Annotated in this window: 22 protein-coding genes and 2 tRNA genes; all 24 read left to right on the top strand. The window is 34.4% G+C overall.

Annotated elements, in window-relative coordinates; all coding sequences use genetic code 11:
* Positions 1–152 precede the first annotated feature (152 nt).
* Positions 153–422 carry a biofilm formation stimulator Veg gene (gene veg / locus BM319_RS22640; protein WP_069033953.1) on the top strand — a complete coding sequence of 90 codons (270 nt, stop codon included), beginning with the start codon at positions 153–155 and terminating at the stop codon, positions 420–422.
* A gap of 119 nt (positions 423–541) precedes the next feature.
* On the top strand, positions 542–700 hold the full coding sequence (locus BM319_RS22645; RefSeq protein WP_069033981.1) for a small, acid-soluble spore protein, alpha/beta type: 159 nt from the start codon (positions 542–544) through the stop codon (positions 698–700).
* Between the two features lie 183 nt (positions 701–883).
* Entirely contained in the window at positions 884–1,753 is an 870-nt protein-coding gene (gene ispE, locus BM319_RS22650; RefSeq protein WP_069033954.1) for a 4-(cytidine 5'-diphospho)-2-C-methyl-D-erythritol kinase, read from the top strand.
* A gap of 53 nt (positions 1,754–1,806) precedes the next feature.
* Positions 1,807–2,649: a pur operon repressor gene (gene purR, locus BM319_RS22655; RefSeq protein WP_056474490.1), complete on the top strand. Its 843-nt coding sequence runs from the start codon at positions 1,807–1,809 to the stop codon at positions 2,647–2,649.
* 51 nt (positions 2,650–2,700) lie between these two features.
* Positions 2,701–3,072 carry a RidA family protein gene (locus tag BM319_RS22660; RefSeq protein WP_069033955.1) on the top strand — a complete coding sequence of 124 codons (372 nt, stop codon included), beginning with the start codon at positions 2,701–2,703 and terminating at the stop codon, positions 3,070–3,072.
* 842 nt (positions 3,073–3,914) lie between these two features.
* On the top strand, positions 3,915–4,205 hold the full coding sequence (gene spoVG, locus BM319_RS22665; protein WP_056474486.1) for a septation regulator SpoVG: 291 nt from the start codon (positions 3,915–3,917) through the stop codon (positions 4,203–4,205).
* Positions 4,206–4,346: 141 nt separating this feature from the next.
* A complete protein-coding gene (gene glmU / locus BM319_RS22670; protein WP_091024800.1) occupies positions 4,347–5,705 on the top strand; it encodes a bifunctional UDP-N-acetylglucosamine diphosphorylase/glucosamine-1-phosphate N-acetyltransferase GlmU in 1,359 nt (452 codons plus the stop codon).
* 44 nt (positions 5,706–5,749) lie between these two features.
* Positions 5,750–6,703 carry a ribose-phosphate diphosphokinase gene (locus BM319_RS22675; RefSeq protein WP_069033957.1) on the top strand — a complete coding sequence of 318 codons (954 nt, stop codon included), beginning with the start codon at positions 5,750–5,752 and terminating at the stop codon, positions 6,701–6,703.
* 103 nt (positions 6,704–6,806) lie between these two features.
* On the top strand, positions 6,807–7,370 hold the full coding sequence (gene pth / locus BM319_RS22680; RefSeq protein ID WP_069033958.1) for an aminoacyl-tRNA hydrolase: 564 nt from the start codon (positions 6,807–6,809) through the stop codon (positions 7,368–7,370).
* Positions 7,371–7,459: 89 nt separating this feature from the next.
* Entirely contained in the window at positions 7,460–7,693 is a 234-nt protein-coding gene (locus BM319_RS22685; RefSeq protein ID WP_056474476.1) for an anti-sigma-F factor Fin, read from the top strand.
* Between the two features lie 175 nt (positions 7,694–7,868).
* Complete coding sequence (gene mfd, locus BM319_RS22690) at positions 7,869–11,399, top strand: transcription-repair coupling factor (RefSeq protein WP_069033959.1); 3,531 nt, start codon at positions 7,869–7,871, stop codon at positions 11,397–11,399.
* A 232-nt stretch (positions 11,400–11,631) separates the two neighbouring features.
* Positions 11,632–12,168 carry a stage V sporulation protein T gene (gene spoVT / locus BM319_RS22695; protein ID WP_069033960.1) on the top strand — a complete coding sequence of 179 codons (537 nt, stop codon included), beginning with the start codon at positions 11,632–11,634 and terminating at the stop codon, positions 12,166–12,168.
* 216 nt (positions 12,169–12,384) lie between these two features.
* A complete protein-coding gene (locus tag BM319_RS22700) occupies positions 12,385–13,974 on the top strand; it encodes a putative polysaccharide biosynthesis protein (protein WP_069033961.1) in 1,590 nt (529 codons plus the stop codon).
* Between the two features lie 18 nt (positions 13,975–13,992).
* Complete coding sequence (gene yabN / locus BM319_RS22705; RefSeq protein ID WP_091024801.1) at positions 13,993–15,447, top strand: bifunctional methyltransferase/pyrophosphohydrolase YabN; 1,455 nt, start codon at positions 13,993–13,995, stop codon at positions 15,445–15,447.
* Between the two features lie 34 nt (positions 15,448–15,481).
* Positions 15,482–15,751 (top strand): RNA-binding S4 domain-containing protein, encoded by a 270-nt coding sequence (locus BM319_RS22710; RefSeq protein WP_056474461.1) that lies wholly within the window; start codon positions 15,482–15,484, stop codon positions 15,749–15,751.
* A 90-nt stretch (positions 15,752–15,841) separates the two neighbouring features.
* Complete coding sequence (gene yabP, locus BM319_RS22715; protein WP_056474457.1) at positions 15,842–16,147, top strand: sporulation protein YabP; 306 nt, start codon at positions 15,842–15,844, stop codon at positions 16,145–16,147.
* Entirely contained in the window at positions 16,144–16,755 is a 612-nt protein-coding gene (gene yabQ / locus BM319_RS22720; RefSeq protein WP_091024803.1) for a spore cortex biosynthesis protein YabQ, read from the top strand. Before yabP ends, yabQ begins: the two co-directional genes overlap by 4 nt.
* Positions 16,756–17,133 carry an FtsB family cell division protein gene (locus tag BM319_RS22725; RefSeq protein WP_139226562.1) on the top strand — a complete coding sequence of 126 codons (378 nt, stop codon included), beginning with the start codon at positions 16,756–16,758 and terminating at the stop codon, positions 17,131–17,133.
* A gap of 85 nt (positions 17,134–17,218) precedes the next feature.
* A complete protein-coding gene (locus tag BM319_RS22730; protein ID WP_056474447.1) occupies positions 17,219–17,689 on the top strand; it encodes a S1 domain-containing RNA-binding protein in 471 nt (156 codons plus the stop codon).
* A 154-nt stretch (positions 17,690–17,843) separates the two neighbouring features.
* Positions 17,844–17,920: transfer RNA gene (locus BM319_RS22735), tRNA-Met, on the top strand.
* 11 nt (positions 17,921–17,931) lie between these two features.
* A tRNA-Glu gene (locus BM319_RS22740) sits at positions 17,932–18,003 on the top strand.
* 330 nt (positions 18,004–18,333) lie between these two features.
* Positions 18,334–20,808: a stage II sporulation protein E gene (gene spoIIE / locus BM319_RS22745; RefSeq protein ID WP_091024804.1), complete on the top strand. Its 2,475-nt coding sequence runs from the start codon at positions 18,334–18,336 to the stop codon at positions 20,806–20,808.
* A 79-nt stretch (positions 20,809–20,887) separates the two neighbouring features.
* Positions 20,888–21,622, top strand: a complete 735-nt coding sequence (locus BM319_RS22750; RefSeq protein ID WP_069033966.1) for a VWA domain-containing protein — start codon at positions 20,888–20,890, stop codon at positions 21,620–21,622.
* Entirely contained in the window at positions 21,591–22,712 is a 1,122-nt protein-coding gene (prkT, locus tag BM319_RS22755; protein ID WP_069033967.1) for a serine/threonine protein kinase PrkT, read from the top strand. The genes BM319_RS22750 and prkT overlap by 32 nt, the downstream gene beginning before the upstream one ends.
* The last annotated feature ends 20 nt before the right edge of the window (positions 22,713–22,732 follow it).

Consider the following 22,732-nt stretch of genomic DNA (forward strand, 5'->3'; position numbering starts at 1 on the left):
TTATTCTCATACATAAATTTTCTGATTTTCACAAATAATAATCGGGTGTTGCAAAAAAATATTGACAGGTAACCTGTATCGTTGGTATAATTTTATCTTTTTTGACTTAGTTTACATAAGATGGTATACTTGTCATAGTGAGGTGGTATGAAATGGCAAAAAAATTATCTGAAATAAAGGATACTTTAGATAGTCATGTTGGACAACGACTTACATTGAAAGCAAACAGCGGACGTAGAAAGACTGTAGAACGTTCCGGTGTATTAGCAGAAACATATCCATCCATATTCGTGGTACAATTAGATCAAGAAGAGAACGCATTTGAACGCTTATCTTTTAGTTATGCAGATATTTTAACAGAAACAGTTGAATTGTTTTTCTGTGATGACCATACAAGTGGACTGATGGCGAATGGGCAGTAGAATTTTCTACTGTCCCTTTTCTTTTTATTATTCATGAAATTAAACAGATTTACACATACTAACAATGTCGAAGTGGAAAAAGGGGGTTGCTTTTTTTGGGTAGAAGAAAAAGAGGTATAATGTCACAGAGCTTTAAAGAGGAACTTGCAAAAGATCTTGGTTTCTACGACGTCGTTCAAAAAGAAGGCTGGGGAGGCATTCGAGCGAAGGATGCCGGCAACATGGTTAAAAGGGCAATCGAATTAGCTGAGTTACAATTATCTAATAAGCAACAATAAACAATCTTCACTTCGACAAGCGATTTTGTCTACACATCAAACCGAAGCTAAATGCTTCGGTTTTTGTGAATCTTCCTAAAGAAAATTTACTGATCTAGCTCACTTTCATTGGGGTACATTTTTCTTATGAGTTAATTATGATACAATAGCAAAAAAGTAAGTGTTCATAAGAAGGTGAGAATAGTGAAATTAATGGTGAAGGCTCCTGCGAAAATAAATCTTTCATTAGACGTCGTAGGGAAGAGAGGCGACGGTTATCATGATGTAAAAATGATTATGACAACGATCGATTTAGCCGATCGAATTGAATTAGAGCTTATTCAGGAAGATAAAATTGTCGTTACATCACATAATCGTTACGTGCCTGATGATCAACGCAATTTAGCTTATCAAGCTGCGATGCTACTGAAAGAAATGTTCGGAGTTAAATTAGGCGCACATATTTTTATTACAAAAAATATTCCTGTTGCTGCTGGTTTAGCAGGAGGTAGTTCAGATGCAGCGGCAGTACTAAGAGGTCTGAATAAGCTTTGGAATTTAAATTGTTCGTTAGATGAATTAGCGGTAATTGGGTCTAAAATCGGGTCGGATGTATCATTTTGTGTTTACGGCGGAACAGCAATAGCTACAGGTCGTGGAGAAAAAATTGAACATATCGATACACCACCACCTTGTTGGGTTATTTTAGCAAAACCAACACAGGGAGTTTCAACAGCAACTGTTTATCAAAAGCTTAAATTAGATAATATTCAACATCCTGATGTAGATCGTATGGTTAATGCCATTTCGAATAAAAATTACGACGATATTTGTCAGTCATTAGGAAATGTATTAGAAACAGTTACACTGCAATTACACCCTGAGGTTGCAATGATTAAGGATCAAATGAAGCGTTTTGGTGCAGATGCGGTTTTAATGAGCGGAAGTGGTCCTACAGTATTCGGATTAGTTCGCCATGATTCTAGGATGAATCGTGTTTATAACGGATTAAAAGGTTTCTGCGATCAAGTATACGCCGTTCGGATGTTAGGTGAAAGGGAAAAACTTGATTAAAAACGAATATTATTATAAAATTTTTATAAAATATTCGTGATTTGAGGTGCTGCATGAAAATTAGAAGAAGCTCTCGTCTTGTAGGTATGACACACTATTTGTTGCATCATCCACAACAATTAGTATCATTAACTTTTTTTGCTGATTTATATGCGTCTGCTAAATCATCAGTAAGTGAAGATTTAGGTATTATAAAGCAGACGTTCGAACAGCAAGGAATTGGGACACTTTTAACTGTGCCAGGAGCAGCTGGTGGAGTAAAGTATATTCCTAGTATAAGTAATCAAGAAGTAAATACAGTGATTGAAGAATTATGTGATCTACTTCAAAAACCGGACCGAGTGTTGCCCGGTGGTTACTTATACATGACTGATATATTAAGCAATCCTAACTATGTTAATAGTGTAGGCCGTATGTTTGCATCTATATTCAGTAATCAAAAAATAGATATCGTTATGACAATTGCTACAAAAGGAATTCCTTTAGCGTATGCTGTTGCAAACTTTTTAAATGTACCTGTTGTAATTGTTCGTCAAGATAACAAGGTTACGGAAGGATCAACAGTAAGTATTAATTACGTATCTGGTTCTTCAAAACGTATACAAACAATGTCATTAGCAAAAAGAAGCATCGAGGCAGGTTCTAATGTTTTAATTATTGATGATTTCATGAAAGCTGGTGGAACGGTTACTGGTATGAAAAATTTGCTTAAGGAGTTTCAAGCAAATGTTGCAGGAATCGGTGTATTAGTCGAGGCAGTAAATATTGAAGAAAGATTAGTTGAAGATTATATATCACTTGTAAAGTTATCTGAGGTAAATGAAAGAGAACAGCTTATTCGAGTTGAAAGAGGCAATTTTCAAGAAGAATCATTTATTAAAACGGAAAGCTTATAATCGTTAAATAGATAAGCTAATTGTATATAATGAAGAAGGGGAAGATACATAATGCAATTAATTCATACTGATTATGCACCAAAAGCAATTGGACCATATTCTCAAGCAATAATCGCTAATGGATTATTATACACTTCTGGACAAATTCCATTAACTGTAGAAGGAAATATTGTAGAAGGTGGTATTGAGGAACAAACAAAACAAGTGTTTGCGAACCTTAAGGCTGTTCTAGAAGAAGCTGGAACAGATTTATCAAAAGTAATTAAAACAACTGTATTTTTAAAAGATTTAACAACTTTTGTTGATTTTAATGCAATTTATGAAGAGTTTTTCAATGGACACAAACCCGCAAGAAGCTGTGTCGAAGTTGCAAGACTACCTAAAGACGTATTAGTAGAAATCGAATGTATCGCAGTTATATAAGACCAAAACCTGAAATTATTTTCAGGTTTTTTTTATTGTGTAGAAGTATTACTTAGTCAATATTTTCATAAATAAAAAAATTGAAATTTATGTATTTGTGAATTTTTTGGGTATTATGATGGGCTTTAATATAATTTCTCTATTTTTATCCTTTTCTATAATGAAACTTGGCTTACTTGCAAATTTCTTGTTTTCTCCTTTGAATACCTATTCTTCTAAAGGTCTCAAATATAACGGATTGAGAGTCACTTAATATCAACAAACTATAGTAATTGTTTATTCTTGAGAAGTTAAAAATATTTAATAGTTAATTTCTATAAAAAAGTTCAATTGATAGTTTAATAAAATATTTAATATTGATTGACCAATAAACTGATTAATAAACGACTGTTAGTATACGCTAAGCAAAGGACTATTTGATTCGATTTTTATTAAAAACTTTTTTTGATGACTAAGTTGATTGGAACGAAGGGGTGCTCGACTCCTATGGGATAAGCGGGAAGCCCGAGACCCCGCAGGCTAGCCGAGGAGGCTCGGGACTCGCCCCATGGAAAGCGAGCACCCCGTAGTGGAAATCAACATCACTCTACGCCTTTAATTTGGTAATTTTATGACAAGGATGTTTTCCAACAGCGTGAAAAAACTTGAAATTATTTTCAAGTTTTTTTATATTCATTAAAATTCAATTAAAATAATCCGATAAATAAGTTAAGGACATTAATTTAGTAAACATTTGTAAAAATTAAATAATTTAAATAAAAAATTTTCCAAAAAGAAGGAAATTATTGATAATTGTTGAAACTTACTAATTATGGTTTAAGTTGATAAAGGTGGTGAACTAGATGGAAGTGACAGACGTAAGACTACGCCGCGTAAACACGGAGGGTCGTATGAGAGCTATCGCATCAATTACATTAGATCATGAATTTGTTGTTCATGATATTCGCGTAATCGATGGTAATAACGGTTTATTTGTAGCAATGCCAAGTAAACGTACTCCGGATGGAGAGTTCCGTGATATCGCTCATCCGATTAACTCTTCAACTCGTAGCAAAATACAAGATTCTGTATTAGCTGAATATCACCGTGTAGGTGAGTTAGAAGAAGACTTTGAAGAAGCAGGTGCTTCTTAAAAATATGACCAAAAAGAACCCATTAATGTATAATGGGTTCTTTTTTTATGGTATAATAAAATGGATGTATTTTGTGGAAAAATATTAAAATTAGCATTTTGAGCTACCAGGTATAGGTATTTAGATTGATGGAGGATGACTATGTCAAATAAATATGCGATTGTTCTAGCTGCAGGAAAAGGTACTAGAATGAAATCAAAATTATATAAAGTACTTCACCCTGTTTGTGGGAAACCTATGGTTCAACATGTTGTAGACCACGTATTGTCAGTTGGTGTACAAAATATTGTAACTGTTGTAGGTCACGGAGCGGAATTAGTTAAAACACAAATAGGTGATCATAGTGAGTATGCTCTACAAGCTGAGCAATTAGGTACTGCACATGCTGTTATTCAAGCAGCGCCAATGTTAAAGGATAAAAAAGGAACTACTTTAGTAATCTGTGGTGACACACCATTAATTTCGCCAGAGACAATTCAAGCCTTATTCGATGAGCATGAAAGATTACAAGCAAAAGCTACAATTTTAACAGCTCATCTTGAGGATTCAACTGGTTATGGTAGAATAATTAGGGGCGAAAATGGGTCTGTATTAAAAATTGTTGAGCATAAGGATGCAAGTCCAGAAGAGCTAACAGTTCAAGAAATCAATACAGGTACATATTGCTTTGATAATAAAGCATTATTTGAAGCATTAAATGAAGTAAACAATAATAACGCTCAAGGTGAGTACTACTTACCAGATGTTATTGAGATACTAAAAGCAAAAGGCGAAATAGTAGCTGCATATAAAACAGCAAATTTCGATGAAACATTAGGTGTAAATGATCGTTATGCATTATCTATTGCAGAATCAATCATGCGCAAAAATATAAACAAAAAGCATATGTTGAATGGTGTAACGATTATCGATTCGGCTAGCACATATATCTCTGCAGATGCAAAAATTGGTTCGGATGCAATTATTTACCCTGGTACAATGATCTATGGAAATAGTATAATTGGAGCGGGTAGTACAATTGGCCCAAATACTGAAATTATCGATAGTGAAATTGGTAATGATACAGTTATTAAACAATCAGTTGTACATGAAAGTAATATCGGTCATTCAACTACAGTTGGACCATTTGCTCACATTCGTCCGGCATCAACATTAGGTGATGAAGTTCGAATTGGAAATTTTGTTGAAACTAAGAAAGTTACTTTTGGTAACGGAAGTAAAGCATCTCATTTAAGCTATATTGGTGACGCGGAAATTGGTCAAGGTGTTAATCTTGGTTGTGGCTCAATCACTGTGAACTATGATGGTAAAAATAAGTTTAAAACAACGATTGAGGACAATGTCTTTGTTGGTTGTAATTCAAATTTAATTGCACCTGTAACTGTGAAAAAAGGTTCATACATTGCAGCTGGTTCTACGATTACTGATGAAGTTCCAGAAGATTCACTAGCAATTGCAAGAGCAAGACAAGTGAACAAAGAAGGTTACTATAAAAATTAATTATAGATAAAAAGAAAAGAAAAAAAGCGGAGGGTACACGAAACATGCCTAATCATTATCCAGACAAGCATTTAAAAGTATTTACTCTAAACTCGAATCCTAAATTAGCTGAAGAAATTGCAAAACACATTGGTGTAGAGCTTGGTAAATGTTCGGTTTCTCGTTTTAGCGATGGAGAAGTGCAAATTAACATTGAGGAAAGTATCCGTGGTTGTGATGTATTTATCATTCAATCAACAAGTTTCCCTGTAAACGAAAGTATTATGGAATTATTAATTATGATTGATGCTTTAAAACGTGCATCAGCAAAAACAATTAACATTGTAATTCCTTACTACGGTTACGCTCGTCAAGATCGTAAAGCTCGTTCACGTGAGCCGATTACATCAAAGTTAGTTGCAAATCTACTTGAAACTGCGGGATCAACTCGAGTGATTACACTTGATTTACATGCTCCACAAATTCAAGGATTCTTTGATATTCCGATTGATCACTTATTAGGTGTACCTATCCTTTCAGATTACTTTAGAAAAAAACAGCTTGAAGATATCGTAATTGTTTCTCCTGACCACGGTGGAGTAACAAGAGCTCGTAAAATGGCAGATCGTCTAAAAGCTCCTATTGCTATCATTGATAAACGTCGTCCAAAACCAAATGTTGCTGAAGTTATGAACATCATCGGTAATATTGATGGTAAAACGGCTATCTTAATTGATGATATTATTGATACAGCGGGTACAATTACACTTGCTGCTAATGCATTAGTAGAGCATGGTGCAAAAGAAGTATATGCATGTTGTACACACCCTGTATTGTCTGGACCGGCAATTGATCGTATCGAAAACTCTTGTATTAAAGAATTAGTTGTAACAAATTCAATTTGTCTTACTGAAGATAAAAAGACTGATAAACTTGTTGAATTATCAGTTGCTGGCCTATTAGGTGAAGCGATTATCCGTGTATATGAAGAGCAATCAGTAAGTACTTTATTTGATTAATATAAAAATTACATCTTTGCTTTGAAACTTATAAGAGGACGTAACCAGAAGTGGTTACGTCTTTTCGTAATATAACCAAGTGAATTAGAATGGAGGATAATAAATGAAGCTGTTTGTAGGATTAGGCAACCCAGGTAGAGAGTATGAAAGAACGCGACATAATATTGGGTTCATTGCGATCGATGAATTAGCTCACCGATGGGGCTTTTCTTTAACCCAACAAAAATTTAATGGTATTTATACTTCAGGAATTGTGAACGGAGAAAAAGTTTTCTTGTTAAAGCCTTTAACATATATGAACTTGTCAGGTGAATGTGTAAGACCATTTATGGATTATTTTAATATTGATCTAGAAGATCTTGTCGTTCTATATGATGAAATGGATATTCCAACGGGAAAGCTACGTCTGCGTACAAAAGGAAGTGCTGGGGGGCATAATGGTATAAAGTCATTAATTCAGCATTTAGGAACACAAGAATTCCAACGAGTTCGAATTGGTGTAGATCGTCCATCAAATGGGATGAGTGTCGTAAATCATGTATTATCAAACTTTTTTGAAGAAGAAATTGCAGAAGTAGTTGATGGTGTAAAAAGAGCTGCAGATGCATGTGAATATTTTTTAAAGCATTCTTTCGTGGATGTAATGAATCAATATAATAAAAAATAAAAAACAGGAATTTAAGCTTTCACATTGAATAAGTATAGTTAGTACAATCCATACTGTATATATGAATTTTATGTAGTATGGAGGAAGTAATGGAATTATTAGATTGTCAGTGTCGGTATTGTAGTAAACAAATGGGTAGTATTGAAAAACAACAGTTGTTACAAGTTTCGTCTTCGTATTGTCATTCTTTCGATGAAGAACTAAGCGATTTTGTAAATTTTATTCAATCTCCTAATCAAGTAATTTATATTGTGTGTGAGGATTGCGAAATGACTCTATCTGAGTTTCCACATTACCATGAATATAAGAATTTCATAAATTAAATTGCCTTTGGTTTATAACTGAGGCGTTTTTCTGTTTTTTTCTAGACTCTGTTAAGATGAAGTGTGTGTATCTATACAAATGAAACTTAAAATGGAGCAAATTAAAAAAACTATAAATATAAACTTCAACTAAGATTATTGTTACTTAGATTGACTGTTAGGGGAGATTGACTTCGTGATTGGTTTAATTGAACAATTTAACCAGTATAAAGATATTAAGAAAGTAATAAATGGCCTAAAAAATGGTCTAAGAGAACAATTGGTTACAAACTTAACGGGGTCTGCGAAGACATTGCTTGCTGGAGCTGTTTTTAAAGAAACTGGACAAACGCAGCTAATCGTTACAAATAATCTTCTCCAAGCTCAAAAAGTATCGGAAGACCTAAAATCGGTAGTTGGGGAAGATAAAGTATTTTTATATCCTGCAAATGAATTGATTGCTTCAGAGATTGCAGTATCAAGTCCAGAGCTTAGATCCCAAAGACTTATCGCATTAAATAGTTTGATGTCAAAAAAGCCGTCTGTAGTAGTTACACCTGTTTCAGGGTTAATTGGCTTTTTGCCATCTCCAGAATTATGGTCTAACTATCAAATTAATTTTGAAATTGGTGAAGAAATCGACTTAACTAATTTGATTTCAAAGTTTGTCCAAATGGGCTATGAACGTGTTGGGATGGTCGAAAGTAAAGGAGAGTTTAGCGTACGCGGAGGAATTCTTGATATTTATCCACTTACGTATGAAGATCCTATTCGAATTGAACTCTTTGATACAGATATCGACTCAATCCGTTCGTTTTCTCCTGATTCTCAAAGATCTATAACAAAATATGAGAGTGTCCATATTGGCCCAGCGACGGAAAGGATTATTTCCAAGGCTGATTTGCAATTAGGCGTTCAACGAATTGAACAAGCTTTTAAAACAACTCTATCAAAAATAAGTGATCAACAAGTAAAAGAGTTATTGGTTGAAAAGGTAACCTATGACCTTGAGCAACTAAAGCAAGGGCAATTGATTGATCAAATATATAAATACTTTGGTCTAATCTATGAAAACCAATTTAGTTTACTAGATTATGTTCCTAAGGAAACTGTTGTCGTTATTGATGAGATTTCGAGGGTTCATGAAATCGTAGAGCAGCTTAAAAAAGATGAAGCAGAGTGGTATACGTCTTTACTAGCTGAAGGAAATGCATTGCATGGAGTAAGTTTTTCACATGACTTTTTTGAATTACTGCATTCGAGAAAGCGCCAACAAATTCATACGAGTCTGTTCCCTAGAAGAGTACCTCATACGCATCCTGAACAAGTAGTTTCGATTCAATGTAAATCGATGCAAGAGTTTCATGGACAAATGAATCTGTTGAAAAATGAATTAGATCGCTGGAAGAAAAATAACTATACAATCGTTATGCTCGGCGAAAGTGACGAAAGAACAAATAAAATTGAAAATATATTAGAAGATTACAGAATTGAAGGTAAAATTGTCTCTTCTTTAGAACAAATAAAAAATGGCGAAGTATATATCATGAAAGGTGATCTTCGTTCTGGATTCGAACTTCCTTTAGAAAAATTTGTTCTAATAACAGAGCGTGAGTTATTCACGAAAAAAGCTAAGAAGAAAAAAAGAATTAATACAAAATTATCAAATGCAGAACGAATAAAAAATTACTCAGAATTAAAAGTTGGAGATTATGTTGTTCATGTAAATCATGGTATTGGTAAGTTTTTGGGAATTGAAACATTAGAGATTAATGGTATTCATAAAGATTATATACATATTCGATATCATGGCGACGACAAATTATTCGTACCGATTGAACAAATTGATCAAGTGCAAAAGTATGTTGGATCTGAAGGTAAGGAACCAAAGATTTATAAACTTGGTGGTACTGATTGGAAAAAGGTTAAGAAGAAGGTTGAAGGCTCAGTTCAGGATATAGCAGATGATTTAATTAAGCTTTATGCAGAACGCGAAGCATCAAAAGGCTATGCTTTTTCACCTGATGGCCTGGAACAGCAAGAATTCGAATCTTCATTTCCTTATCAGGAAACTGACGATCAACTTAGATCAATTCATGAAATTAAAAAGGATATGGAAAGAGAACGTCCAATGGATCGACTGCTTTGTGGTGACGTAGGATACGGAAAAACTGAAGTAGCTATTCGAGCGGCTTTTAAAGCAATTGTGGAAGGAAAGCAAGTTGCTATTTTAGTGCCTACTACAATTTTGGCACAGCAGCATTTCGAAACATTAAGAGAAAGGTTTCAAGATCACCCAATTAATATCGGTTTGTTAAATCGTTTCCGCTCTCGCAAACAGCAACTTGAAACGATGAAAGGCTTAAAAGAGGGCTCTGTCGATATAGTAGTTGGAACCCACCGCCTATTATCGAAGGATATTCTATATAAAGATTTAGGACTTTTAATTATTGATGAAGAGCAAAGATTTGGTGTATCGCATAAAGAAAAAATAAAACAACTAAAAGCAAATATAGATGTATTAACCTTAACTGCAACGCCAATCCCTCGTACTTTGCATATGTCAATGCTAGGAGTAAGAGATTTATCAGTTATTGAAACGCCACCAGAAAATCGTTTTCCAGTTCAAACATATGTAGTTGAATATAATGCTGCATTAGTGAGAGAAGCGATTGAAAGAGAGCTTGCTCGAGATGGACAAATATATTTCTTATATAATCGAGTAGAAGATATCGAACGTATGGCTGAACAGATTTCGATGCTTGTACCAGATGCAAAAGTAGCTGTAGCACATGGTCGAATGAATGAAGGGGAACTAGAATCAGTTATGTATGCCTTTTTAGATGGCCAATATGACGTATTAGTAAGTACGACGATTATTGAAACAGGTGTGGATATTCCAAATGTTAATACATTGATTGTATATGATGCAGATCGAATGGGTCTATCAACGCTTTATCAATTAAGAGGGCGTGTAGGACGTTCGAATAGAGTGGCATATGCTTACTTCACATATAAACAGGATAAAGTACTGACTGAGGTAGCCGAGAAGCGCCTGCAAGCAATTAAAGAATTTACAGAACTAGGTTCAGGTTTCAAAATAGCAATGCGTGACTTGTCGATACGAGGTGCAGGAAATTTACTTGGAGCACAACAACATGGATTTATAGATTCGGTCGGTTTCGATTTATATTCTCAAATGTTAAAAGATGCAATCGAACAGCGTAGAGGGGTTAAGAAAGAGGATATAATTACAATTGAAATTGACATTGAAGTCGATGCTTATTTACCTGACACGTATATTCAAGATAGTAAGCAAAAAATTGAGATGTACAAGCAATTTAGACGTGTTGAAACGTTTGAAGAGTTAAATGATTTACAAGATGAATTAATGGATCGTTTTGGCGATTTCCCGTTAGAAGTAGGTTACCTATGTCAGGTTGCTCATATTAAACTTTTAGCTATTGCAGAGAAGATTGAACTGATTAAACAAGTTAAATCAGAAGTAAGTGTTTATTTCTCTGAGAAGGCAAGTGCTAATATTGATGGTGGTAAATTATTCCAACTATGTAATTCATTCGGTAGAGGCATTGGTTTAGGTATGGATGGATCGAAATTAAAAGTAACGCTAGACGTAAAAGGAAAAAATCCAGCTGACTGGCTTACTACGCTAGAAGGTTTAATTACTGGATTAAAAAACGTGAAAAAAGAGAGTGTAAATGCTTAAGGATTGTAATACGAATGGTTGCTTTAATTAGGCGATAAAGTAATTAAAAGTTACCAAAAAGTGCTTACAGTACTATATTTTTAGTAAAGGTGTTAAAAAATCTCACTTATTTTGTATAGAACTTTCGTTGTGTAGGATACTATCATTAATTAAGGGTGACCTTACCTCATTGTCACTCGGATATCTTTCATCAACGTAGACATGCAAGTAAGTGAGGAGGCGCTTTACAAGTATGAAAGCAACAGGTATTGTTCGTCGAATTGACGATTTAGGTCGAGTAGTAATACCAAAAGAAATTAGGAGAACTTTACGGATTCGTGAAGGTGATCCATTAGAAATATTTGTGGACCGAGATGGAGAAGTCATTTTAAAGAAATATTCGCCAATTAGTGAATTAAGTGATTTTGCGAAGGAATATGCTGATGCACTATACGACACACTTGGACATACTGTTATTATAAGTGACCGAGATTCAGTTGTAGCAGTTGCGGGGGCTTCCAAAAAAGAATACTTAAACAAAAACATTGGTGATATTATCGAAAAAACTATGGCAGAGCGTAACTCAAAAGTAGTTAGCGAGCCTGGGGAAGCTTCATTTATCGAAAGTGTAATTGAAAAATATCAATCCTATGCAGTAGGAGCAATCATCGCAAGCGGGGATCCAATTGGAGCTGTTGTTATCTTTTCGAAAGATAAAACAATTTCTGAAGTTGAAAAGAAAGCAATCGATACTGCTACTAACTTCTTAGCTAGACAAATGGAGCAATGATCATATTATGAAGTAAAACAAAGGCCAGTAAAGGAATATTACCTTAACTGGCCTTTGTTTTTTCCCTTGATATAAACTACCGGATCCACATTTAAAGATAACCATTACTTGCTAAAATTGGAAAAGGGAGTTTTTTCTTTTGGCAACTCTTTACATAAGACCTATTAATGTAATACATTAAAGGGTGAACCGTCTAACAAAGGAGTTGTTATCCTTTTGCAAAAAGCTAAGCAAAAAGCAGCCCTACAAGGGGCTTTGTTCATAACAATAGCATCATTATTATCGAAAGTACTAAGTGCGTTTTATAAAATTCCTTATCAAAATATTGCCGGCGATTTAGGTTACTATATTTACCAACAGGTATATCCTGTCTACGCAATTGCTTTAGCATTTTCTACATATGGCTTTCCTTTGGTTTTATCATCTTATGTGGCTGAAAGATTGGCGAAAAAAGATGATAAAGGGGCTAAAGATTTGGTTTATGCTACATTTATGATGTTGTTCGTCATAGGTATACTTTGTTTCTTTACTTTATACATAGGAAGTAATAGTATAGCGAAGTTTATGCGAGATGATCATCTAGCGATGTTAATTCGTGTTGTTAGTGTTGGATTTTTATTTGTCCCAATCACTTCAGCATTTCGAGGATATTATCAAGGTTTAGGGGACATGGGGCCAACTTCAGTCAGTCAGGTGATTGAGCAATTAATTCGAGTTATTACGATATTAGTGCTATCACTTTATTTAATGCAAACGACCGACAATCTTTATATTGTAGGTGCAGGGGCTGTTTCAGGTTCAATACTTGGTAGTATAGCAGCGATACTGTACTTCTTTTATTGGGTTTCTTTTCGAGGATCTGGTTTGACGATACCATCATTTGGTTTACTTAAAACCTATCGCTTAGAATTAAAAACAATTTTGTATCAAGGTATCCTACTAAGCTTAAGTAGTTTAGTACTCGTATTCATTCAGTTTATCGATTCACTCTCTTTTTATCCGTTATTAGTACAATATGGATATCATGTTGAAGGTGCTAAACTAGTAAAGGGTATTTATGATCGTGGATTTCCACTAATTCAATTAGGCTCTGTCATTGCTTCATCGTTTTCTCTAGCCCTCATTCCGTATTTATCGAGTGAATTAGTTCGTAAAGAACATCATTCTATTAATAATCGAATTTCAGGTGCCATTAGAGTAAGTATTGTAGTCGGAGCAGCAGCCACAATTGGTTTAATTTCAATTATCCATCCAACTAATATAATGCTATATCGAAATGATTTAGGAACGGATGTCCTAACTGTTTTATGTATATCCATCTTCTTTGCTGGAGTATCGATTACGACATCTTCAATCGCACAAGGATTAGGTAAAAGTTTGATTCCAGCTTTAAATGTAATTGCTGGAGGATGTGTTAAATTTATTGGAAATGTTATTTTAATGGAGCAAATCGGATCTAAGGGAGCAGCTTATTCAACGGTATCTGCTTTAATTATTGTTACGATTTTAAATTTAGCTTATATATATAAATTGTCAAAAGTAACATTTTTTGATTTTAAGTTTATTGTGAAATTAATAGTATCTGTAGCCATTATGTATGGTTGTGTATATGGTTATGAATATGTTTTTGAAAGATATGCAATGTTTATTAACCCACTTCGTTTAAGAATGTTAGTTGAGGCACTAACTTCAGCGGTTGTAGGTGCAATCGCATTCGCGGTTGTCTTAATAAAAATTAAGTTATTTACAGTAGAAGAACTAAGCTCAATCGTTAAAAGTGAAAAATTAAAGAAGTGGCTTTCTTAAAAGAACAGGAGGATCAAAATGAACAAGATTAAAGTTTTAGGTTTAGGAGCAGGTGACCTTAATCAGCTTCCATTTGGTATCTATAAAGAGTTACAAAAAACTGACAATCTTTATTTACGTACAAAAGACCACCCTGTTATAAGTGAATTAGAAACAGAAGGACTAACGTTCCAATCATTCGATGAAATTTATGAAAAACATGATCGTTTTGAAGAAGTATATCAAGAAATTGTTCAACTACTGGTGAAAGCTTCTGAAGAAGGTTCAATTACATATGCGGTACCAGGTCATCCTCTTGTCGCGGAAAAAACTGTTCAGCTACTAATAGAGCTTGCAGATAAAGGAAATATCCAGCTTGACATTAAAGGTGGACAAAGCTTCTTAGATGCGATGTTTACTAGTTTGAAAATTGATCCAATCGAAGGCTTCCAGTTTGTTGATGCAACGGATTTAGAGGCGGAGTCGATTACGTTTAGACAGCATTTGATCATCTGCCAGGTTTACGATCAAATGACTGCCTCACATGCGAAATTAAAGCTAATGGAGCAGCTTCCTGATGATTATGAAGTCGTAATCGTTACGGCAGCGGGTAGTTCAAATGAGCAAATAAGAAGGGTACCATTGTTTGAATTAGATCGCGATACATCAATTAATAATTTGACAAGTGTTTATGTACCTCCAGTTAAAAATGAAGAGGATCTGTATCATCAATTTGAAACACTTCGTTCTGTCATAGCTACTTTAAGAGGCCCTAATGGATGTCCGTGGGATCAAAAGCAAACACATGAATCATTAAAGAAGTACTTACTAGAAGAGGCTTATGAGCTACTTGAAGCAATCGATGAAGAAGATGACGATCATATTATTGAAGAACTTGGAGATGTATTACTTCAAGTCATGTTACACGCCCAAATCGGAGAAGATGAAGGTTACTTCTCAATACAAGATGTAATTCAAGGATTAGTAAGCAAACTAATCTATCGTCACCCGCATGTATTTTCAACAGTTCATGTGAATGATGAGGAAGACGTATTAAAAAATTGGCAAACATTAAAACAAGCTGAAAAAGGACATGTCGTTGAGTCTGTTCTTTCAGGCATACCAAAGGATCTTTCAGGAATATTAAAAGCAGAGAAACTTCAAAGCAAGGCTGCGAAAGTAGGGTTTGACTGGAAGGAACTACCGCCAGTGGTAGATAAAGTTAACGAGGAGTTAACTGAAGTTCTTGATGCCATCAAATTGAATGATCAGACTAAAGTTGAAGCAGAACTTGGTGATCTGTTATTTAGTATTGTTAATTTAGCGCGTTTTATTGATGTAAATCCTGAAGAAGCGATTTTAAAAACTAATATGAAATTTACAAAACGTTTTCAATATATTGAATCAAGACTTCGTGAAATAAATAAGACATTTTCTGATGTATCTCTTGAAGAAATGGATGAGATTTGGAATGAAGCTAAAAAATACGAATAGTGTCTAATTGAATGAGAATTGAGGAGAATAAATTATGAGACTTGATAAATTTTTAAAAGTATCGAGAATTATTAAGCGTCGTACACTTGCGAAAGAAGTGGCTGATCAAGGAAGAATAACGATCAATGGAACAGTTGCGAAAGCATCTACAGAAGTAAAAGTAAATGACGAATTAAAAATTCGATTCGGACAAAAAATTGTTACAGCAAAAATTAATTTACTTAAAGAGACCGTTCGAAAAGAAGAAGCAGATGCAATGTATACAATCATTAGTGAGGAAAAACTGTCAGATAGCTTGTTCTAAAAAAGTTGTCCCTTCATATACTTGTACAAATAACACTGTATTAGGAATCGATTTACAAGAGGTACAGTTTATGTAAATGGAGGGACTAGTATGAATAATCCGTATGAGTTAAATGCGAAAAATACAAGCCAAATAATCGAGCAGGATTTATCGTTAAAAAGTAGAAGATATCTTGAGATTACTGGAGTAAAACAGGTTGAGAGCTTTGATAGTGAAGAGTTCCTATTAGAAACAGCTTTAGGCTTTTTGCATATTAAAGGTCATAATTTACAAATGAAAAACCTCGATGTAGAAAAAGGTCATGTAGCAATTAAAGGAAAGATTAATGAACTTTGTTATATTGACGAATACAACTCGGGGAAAGCTAAAGGAATCTTTAGCAAGCTATTTAAATGAGCTTAAACGTTCAGTTCTACTCTATGATAGCGATGGTCGGTATGGGTGCTTATCTTGGTATGGCACTAGATACATACCATCGTTTTTTATATCGAGGTACTCGTAATCGATTGATTGTATTTGCAACTGATATATTATTTTGGGTTTTTCAAGCACTACTAGTTTTTTATGTATTATACTTAGTTAATGAAGGTGCACTTAGGTTTTATTTACTATTAGCTTTACTATGTGGTTATGCGGCATATCAAAGTCTTTTTAGAACTATTTATAAAAAAATATTAGAGCTTGTTATTCAGTTGGTTATTAGCATTTATCGCATTATAGTAAAGTTAATCGTAATATTTATTGTAAAACCTATAAAGTGGATTATTCAGGTAATAATTATCATTCTTTTGTTTATTTATGGACTCCTTATTCGACTAATCCGTTTAGTTTACAACGTTGTACTATCAATTCTTTTATTTTTCGGCAGAGTATGTTGGTTTTTTGTGCCAAAACGAGTCAAAAACTATTTAATACAATTTAAAGGAGTTTTCGGAAAATTCAAGAATATCTTCCTTACTACTATTAAAAAAGTAAAGGACCTTTTAGATAGGAGGAAGAAATAGGTGGAACATGCGAGAAAATTGGATTTAACTAGTCAAGTTCAAGATAAACAAAATATTACTTTAGTTGAGGAACATGGTGTTAAGCCTAGGAGAAGGAGTTTTAAAAAGTTTTTAATGCGAGTTTCATTATTTTGCTTTTTAGCTGTCCCCCTATTCTTTTTATTACAATCACATTATGTAACACAACAACATGTGTATTCATCTAAAGTAAAACAATTAAAACTAGCAGAAGTTGATTTAAAGAAAACAAAGAGTACGGTAAAGGATTCGAAGCGCATGATTGACCAATTGAACGATGATCAATATATTATTGAGTTAGCTAGAAAAAACTTATTTTTTTCTAAAAAGGGAGAAATAATTTTTCCTAATATCAAGTAATTATCGTTTCATTGACACTTGTTTTTATAATTTTATATAATATAGTAAATCCAGTTAAACATTTTTAAGGAGGAGCATTTTTTTTATGTCAATTGAGGTAGGCAGCAAAGTTAGTGGGAAAGTTACAGGGATTACAAATTTTGGTGCTTTTGTAGAGTTACCAGAAGGAGTAACTGGACTTGTTCACATTAGTGAAGTAGCTGACAACTATGTTAAAGATATTAACGAACATTTAAAAGTTGGCGATGAAGTAGAAGTAAAAGTAATCAATGTTGAAAAAGACGGTAAAATCGGTCTTTCAATCAAAAAAGCGAAAGAACGTCCACCAGTAAAAGAGGGAGAGCGTGAGCAAAGACCTCGTCAAAGCAGACCTTCATATGGAGGCGGCGGTGGTGGAAACCGTGGCAAAAATCAAAACCGTTCGGATCAACGTCCGGTTAAAGAAACATTTGATCAAAAAATGAGTAAATTTTTAAAAGACAGTGAAGACCGTCTAGCTTCATTAAAACGCAACACAGAATCTAAACGTGGTGGCCGTGGAGCTCGTCGAGGCTAATTTCCTACCTTGTCAGGACATAAATAGGTATATAGAACACGCACTCTTTAATGGGTGCGTTTTTGTATGGAAAAAATAATAAAATAAGATTTAAAAAAACTGTTGACGGTTAATTGGTACCATGATAATATAAATCTTGTCGTTTAAAGATAATGGCGGTGTAGCTCAGCTGGCTAGAGCGTACGGTTCATACCCGTGAGGTCGTGGGTTCGACTCCCTCCGCCGCTACCATTCCCTTTAACGGCCCGTTGGTCAAGCGGTTAAGACACCGCCCTTTCACGGCGGTAACACGGGTTCGAATCCCGTACGGGTCATACAACAACAAAAACGTTTGGTCTCTATATAAGAGGCTAGGCGTTTTTTTCTTTTTCTGGAACATGCGTCCCCGTCTCTTAAAACCACTCTTCTTTCCAAACTTTTTCCCTTTATTCTGAATTTCGATTGACATAAAATTTAATAAATGCGTTTCTTTTACCCTATTAGAGAAATTATGCTGCAAGCTTTTCTCATATTTTGTAAAACAGTTGCACGTAAAAGCTTTTTCCGTCGAAGAAAACTTTTATTTGCCTTTGTCATTTTGACATATTCCTTCAATTGGACAAGTTAAAATATGTTCAATAAACCAATTCGGATGAGGTGGAAATATGACGAAACTGCAAAGAGGGTCTTCTAATTCTTCAGCAAGCTTGGTCCCTACTAATGGATTTCAATCAGTATTTCGGCAATCTTCTAAATCAATTAAATCAAAATTAGAGAGAGCATTCTTTGATTGGGGGTTACTAATCTTTCTAACGGGATTTTTATTAGGACGAGCGTTGATCTTATCACATATTCTCCCGTTTGTATTACCGTTTTTTGCCTCAGTTTATATGATGAAACGTGAGCGTACAGGAATCGCTTTTGTTGCTCTTATGATCGGCTCGTTAACTGTGTCGATTGAAACGGTTAGTTATGCGTTTGCCACAATTATCCTATTTTTCATCCTTAATATCTTCTTCGCTAGAGTTAAACGACATTATATAGGTTTAGTACCTTTTCAAGTTTTTTTATCAGTATTTATTAGTCATCTATTAATTACTTATGCTTTTCAACAAGAAGTTCTGATGTATGATGTTTTGATGGCATCAGTTGAAGCGGGATTAAGTTTTATTTTAACGATGATTTTTTTCCAAAGTGTACCACTACTCGCGATTCCTAAAAGAAAACAGCTTTTAGGTGTTGAAGAAATCGTATGTTTAGTTATTCTTTTAGCTTCAGTTGTGACGGGGACGACTGATTGGTATATTCAAGATTTATCTATTCAGCATATTGTTACTAGATACATCGTCTTACTTTTTGCCTTCGTAGCCGGAGGAACGGTCGGTTGTACAGTAGGGGTTGTAACGGGCCTTATCCTAAGTTTAGCGAGTGTTTCGAGCCTATATCAAATGAGCTTATTAGCATTCTCTGGGTTACTCGGTGGCCTCCTTAAAGAGGGAAAAAGATTAGGTGCGGCAGCTGGACTATTAATTGGGACATGTCTTATCAGCTTTTATGCAGAGAAACAGTCTGATATTATCTTTTCCATTATTGAATCAGTGATTGCGATTGTATTATTCTTATTGACGCCGAATTTCCTGCTAAAACAATTAGCTAAACTAGTACCTGGGACAGAGGAACACTCTACTGACCAACAGCAGTACTTACGTAAAATAAGAGATTTGACGGCGAATCGAATTACTCAATTTTCAAACGTGTTTGAAGCATTATCTGCAAGTTTTTCACAGCCTAGCCAGTTTGCACATATTGAGGACGAGTTAACTGATGAAGAACTGTTTATTTGTAGTATTTCAAATAAGTGCTGTAATAGTTGTATGAAAAAGGATCATTGCTGGTCAAACAATGGGGACCGAACATATCAATACATGGAAAATATGATGCATTTAGTTGAAAAGGATCAGCTCATTAAGAATGGCCAGTTTATGAGAGAGTGGGAGAAATATTGCCAACGTTCTTCAAAAATGGCAGATTTAATGAAGCAAGAGGTTTTCTACTTCCGTGCAAATCAAAGACTTAAAAAACAAGTTCAAGAAAGTAGAAGATTAGTGGCAGAGCAATTACGCGGAGTTTCAAAAGTAATGGTCGATTTTGCAAAAGAGATTCAGCGAGAGAAAGAAAATCATCAATTACAAGAAGACCAAATCCTACAAGCTTTATTAAACTTTGGAATTGACGTTAGCCAAGTAGAAATTTATAACTTAGAGCAAGGTAATATTGATATAGATATATTGATTCCATTTGAAAATGAGTATGGTGAATGCCAAAAATTAATTGCGCCGATTCTATCAGATATTTTAAAAGAAACGATTGTCGTATTAAAAGAAGAGGCAGCGACAATACCAAATGGAGGTAATTACTTAGTTACATTTGGATCAGATAAGGCGTTTGTTATTGAAACTGGAGTTGCGACTGCAGCTAAAGGTGGAGGCTTTATTTCGGGTGATGCATTTAAAATAATGGATGTTGGAGCAGGAAAACACGCTATTGCGATTAGTGATGGAATGGGAAATGGTGAGCGAGCTCATATTGAAAGTAATGAAACACTAAAACTACTTCAAAAAATATTAAATTCAGGTATTGAAGAAACTGTCGCTATTAAATCAATTAATTCGATTCTATCATTACGTACTACTGAAGAGGTCTTTGCTACACTGGATCTAGCGATGGTCGATTTACACGATGCTTCAGCAAAATTCTTAAAAATTGGTTCATCGCCAAGCTTTGTTAAACGAGGGAAGCAAGTTATTAAAATTGAAGGCAGTAATTTACCAATTGGGATCATTGATGAGTTTGATGTAGAAGTCGTGAGTGAGCAGTTAAAAGCTGGAGACCTATTAATTATGATGAGTGATGGTATTTTTGAAGGTCCTAAACATGTAGAGAATTACGAAATGTGGATGAAACGTAAAATAAGTGAATTTGAAACGGATGATCCACAATCAGTAGCAGAATTGTTACTGGAGGAAGTTATTCGTTCGAATACAGGCGATATTAATGATGATATGACAGTTGTGGTGGCTGTTGTTAAACGAAACTTGCCAGAGTGGTCATCTATCTCATCGTATAGTGCGATGGCTTAGTAAAATAAATTAAATAAAGGTTTATCCCCTCCCGTAATTGGACAAAATGGTAACAACTTTTACGCGGAGGGGATTTTGTATGTATAAGGGAAAGTTAAAACAAATTCTATTAATAACTGATGGTTATTCAAACCATGGTGAAGATCCGTTAGCTGTTTCAAGTTTGGCACAAGAATACGGTATTACAGTAAATGTAATTGGAATTTTAGATGAAAATGTACAAAGTGGTGACGGTTTAAAGGAAATCGAGGAAATTGCTAGAGCAGGTGGAGGGATTAGTCAAGTCGTTTACACAAAGCAACTTTCTCAAACTGTACAAATGGTTACAAGAAAAGCGATGACACAAACAATTCAAGGATTTGTTAATAAAGAACTTAAGCAAATTTTAGGTGATAGCAATTCAATAGAATCACTTCCTCCTTCAAAGCGAGAAGAGGTTTATGAGGTTGTAGAGGATATCGGTGAAACTGTAGGTTTAGAAGTTATTATTTTAGTAGATACGAGTGCTAGTATGAAAGACAAACTAGAAACCGTTAAGGAATCATTATTTGATTTACAAATTAGTTTAAACTCAAGAACAGGAGAAAATGCCTACTCATTATTTATATTTCCTGGGAAACATGACGATGTAGATAAATTACTAGATTGGACGCCTAAGTTAGAAAAATTAAACACTATTTTTCCTAAGTTAACGATGGGCGGTATGACGCCTACCGGTCCTGCTCTACGTGAGGCTTTAAACTATTTTAACGAACAAAACTACAATAGAGGTAATAATGGTGATGATGAACAATCAATTGAATGGGCAGATTAATTTAGCGCCTGGGACTCTCATTACTGGAAAGTGGAATAAAAACAATTACGAAATTAAGAGTTTACTTGGAAATGGAGCAAATGGAACAGTTTATCTAGCATCTGGAAAAACTGGAGATGTTGCTATTAAGCTGAGTAAAGATTCTACTAATATCACGAACGAAGTAAATGTTTTAAAAAAAATCACACAGGTCCAGGATTCAATCCTTGGGCCTTCTTTTATCGATGTAGATGATTATATAAATCCAGGGACAAATGAATGCTGCTATTACTATGTTATGGAATATGTAAATGGTGTAAGTTTACCAAATTTTATTGAAAGAAATGGAATGGAATGGAGTAGTATTTTTATCATACAAGTTTTATCATTGTTAGATAAATTGCACCATAAAGGCTTTATTTTTGGAGATTTAAAAACAGATAATCTACTAGTTACGAAAGAACCAAATAAAATCCAATGGATCGATTTTGGAGGAGTTACTCAAATTGGACGTGCAGTTAAAGAGTTTACGGAGTTCTTTGATCGTGGTTACTGGGGCTTAGGTTCTAGAAAAGCAGAAATTTCCTATGACTTATTTGCTGTTACGATGATTTTTATCCACTTGCATTGTAAAAAGCAGTTTTTAAAAAACGGGTTGGGAATAAATCAAATTGAACAAGTAATAACCCAAACACAAACCCTTAAGCCATATAAAGAATTTCTAATGAAGGGATTAAAAGGGGAGTATACTAATGCAAGTGCTATGAAACAAGCTCTATTAATGTATGAACAAAAGATAAATGCTACAAAAAAGAAGAATAGTAAAAAGGATCAAGTTACTACAGCACAAACGATGAATCAAACAAGGCAATCGAAAAAGCAAAGTCAGACTGCTAATCAATCAACACAATCAAAAAAACATAGCCAGCCTACAAATCAACCTAGAAATTCAACTAGTCAGAATCAAAAACCTAACCAATCAACACAGACAAGAGCAGGGAACAACATCCAAGTGAAGCAAAAGAAAAAAAGAATTCACTGGTTCGAAACATCAACCATTCTCTTGTTAATGGGCTTGGCTTATGCATTATATTTTTATTATCAGCTGTAAATTATAGTACTCCAAGTGTG

This window comes from Bacillus sp. UNCCL81, assembly GCF_900112535.1.
GTDB lineage: Bacteria > Bacillota > Bacilli > Bacillales > Bacillaceae_G > Gottfriedia > Gottfriedia luciferensis_B.

Bases quoted from the DNA above. Each gene is read 5' to 3' on its own strand.
- veg (WP_069033953.1), top strand. From the start codon at position 153: ATGGCAAAAAAATTATCTGAAATAAAGGATACTTTAGATAGTCATGTT.
- BM319_RS22645 (WP_069033981.1), top strand. From the start codon at position 542: ATGTCACAGAGCTTTAAAGAGGAACTTGCAAAAGATCTTGGTTTCTAC.
- purR (WP_056474490.1), top strand. From the start codon at position 1,807: ATGAAAATTAGAAGAAGCTCTCGTCTTGTAGGTATGACACACTATTTG.
- BM319_RS22660 (WP_069033955.1), top strand. From the start codon at position 2,701: ATGCAATTAATTCATACTGATTATGCACCAAAAGCAATTGGACCATAT.
- spoVG (WP_056474486.1), top strand. From the start codon at position 3,915: ATGGAAGTGACAGACGTAAGACTACGCCGCGTAAACACGGAGGGTCGT.
- glmU (WP_091024800.1), top strand. From the start codon at position 4,347: ATGTCAAATAAATATGCGATTGTTCTAGCTGCAGGAAAAGGTACTAGA.
- BM319_RS22675 (WP_069033957.1), top strand. From the start codon at position 5,750: ATGCCTAATCATTATCCAGACAAGCATTTAAAAGTATTTACTCTAAAC.
- pth (WP_069033958.1), top strand. From the start codon at position 6,807: ATGAAGCTGTTTGTAGGATTAGGCAACCCAGGTAGAGAGTATGAAAGA.
- BM319_RS22685 (WP_056474476.1), top strand. From the start codon at position 7,460: ATGGAATTATTAGATTGTCAGTGTCGGTATTGTAGTAAACAAATGGGT.
- spoVT (WP_069033960.1), top strand. From the start codon at position 11,632: ATGAAAGCAACAGGTATTGTTCGTCGAATTGACGATTTAGGTCGAGTA.
- yabN (WP_091024801.1), top strand. From the start codon at position 13,993: ATGAACAAGATTAAAGTTTTAGGTTTAGGAGCAGGTGACCTTAATCAG.
- BM319_RS22710 (WP_056474461.1), top strand. From the start codon at position 15,482: ATGAGACTTGATAAATTTTTAAAAGTATCGAGAATTATTAAGCGTCGT.
- yabP (WP_056474457.1), top strand. From the start codon at position 15,842: ATGAATAATCCGTATGAGTTAAATGCGAAAAATACAAGCCAAATAATC.
- yabQ (WP_091024803.1), top strand. From the start codon at position 16,144: ATGAGCTTAAACGTTCAGTTCTACTCTATGATAGCGATGGTCGGTATG.
- BM319_RS22730 (WP_056474447.1), top strand. From the start codon at position 17,219: ATGTCAATTGAGGTAGGCAGCAAAGTTAGTGGGAAAGTTACAGGGATT.
- spoIIE (WP_091024804.1), top strand. From the start codon at position 18,334: ATGACGAAACTGCAAAGAGGGTCTTCTAATTCTTCAGCAAGCTTGGTC.
- BM319_RS22750 (WP_069033966.1), top strand. From the start codon at position 20,888: ATGTATAAGGGAAAGTTAAAACAAATTCTATTAATAACTGATGGTTAT.
- prkT (WP_069033967.1), top strand. From the start codon at position 21,591: ATGATGAACAATCAATTGAATGGGCAGATTAATTTAGCGCCTGGGACT.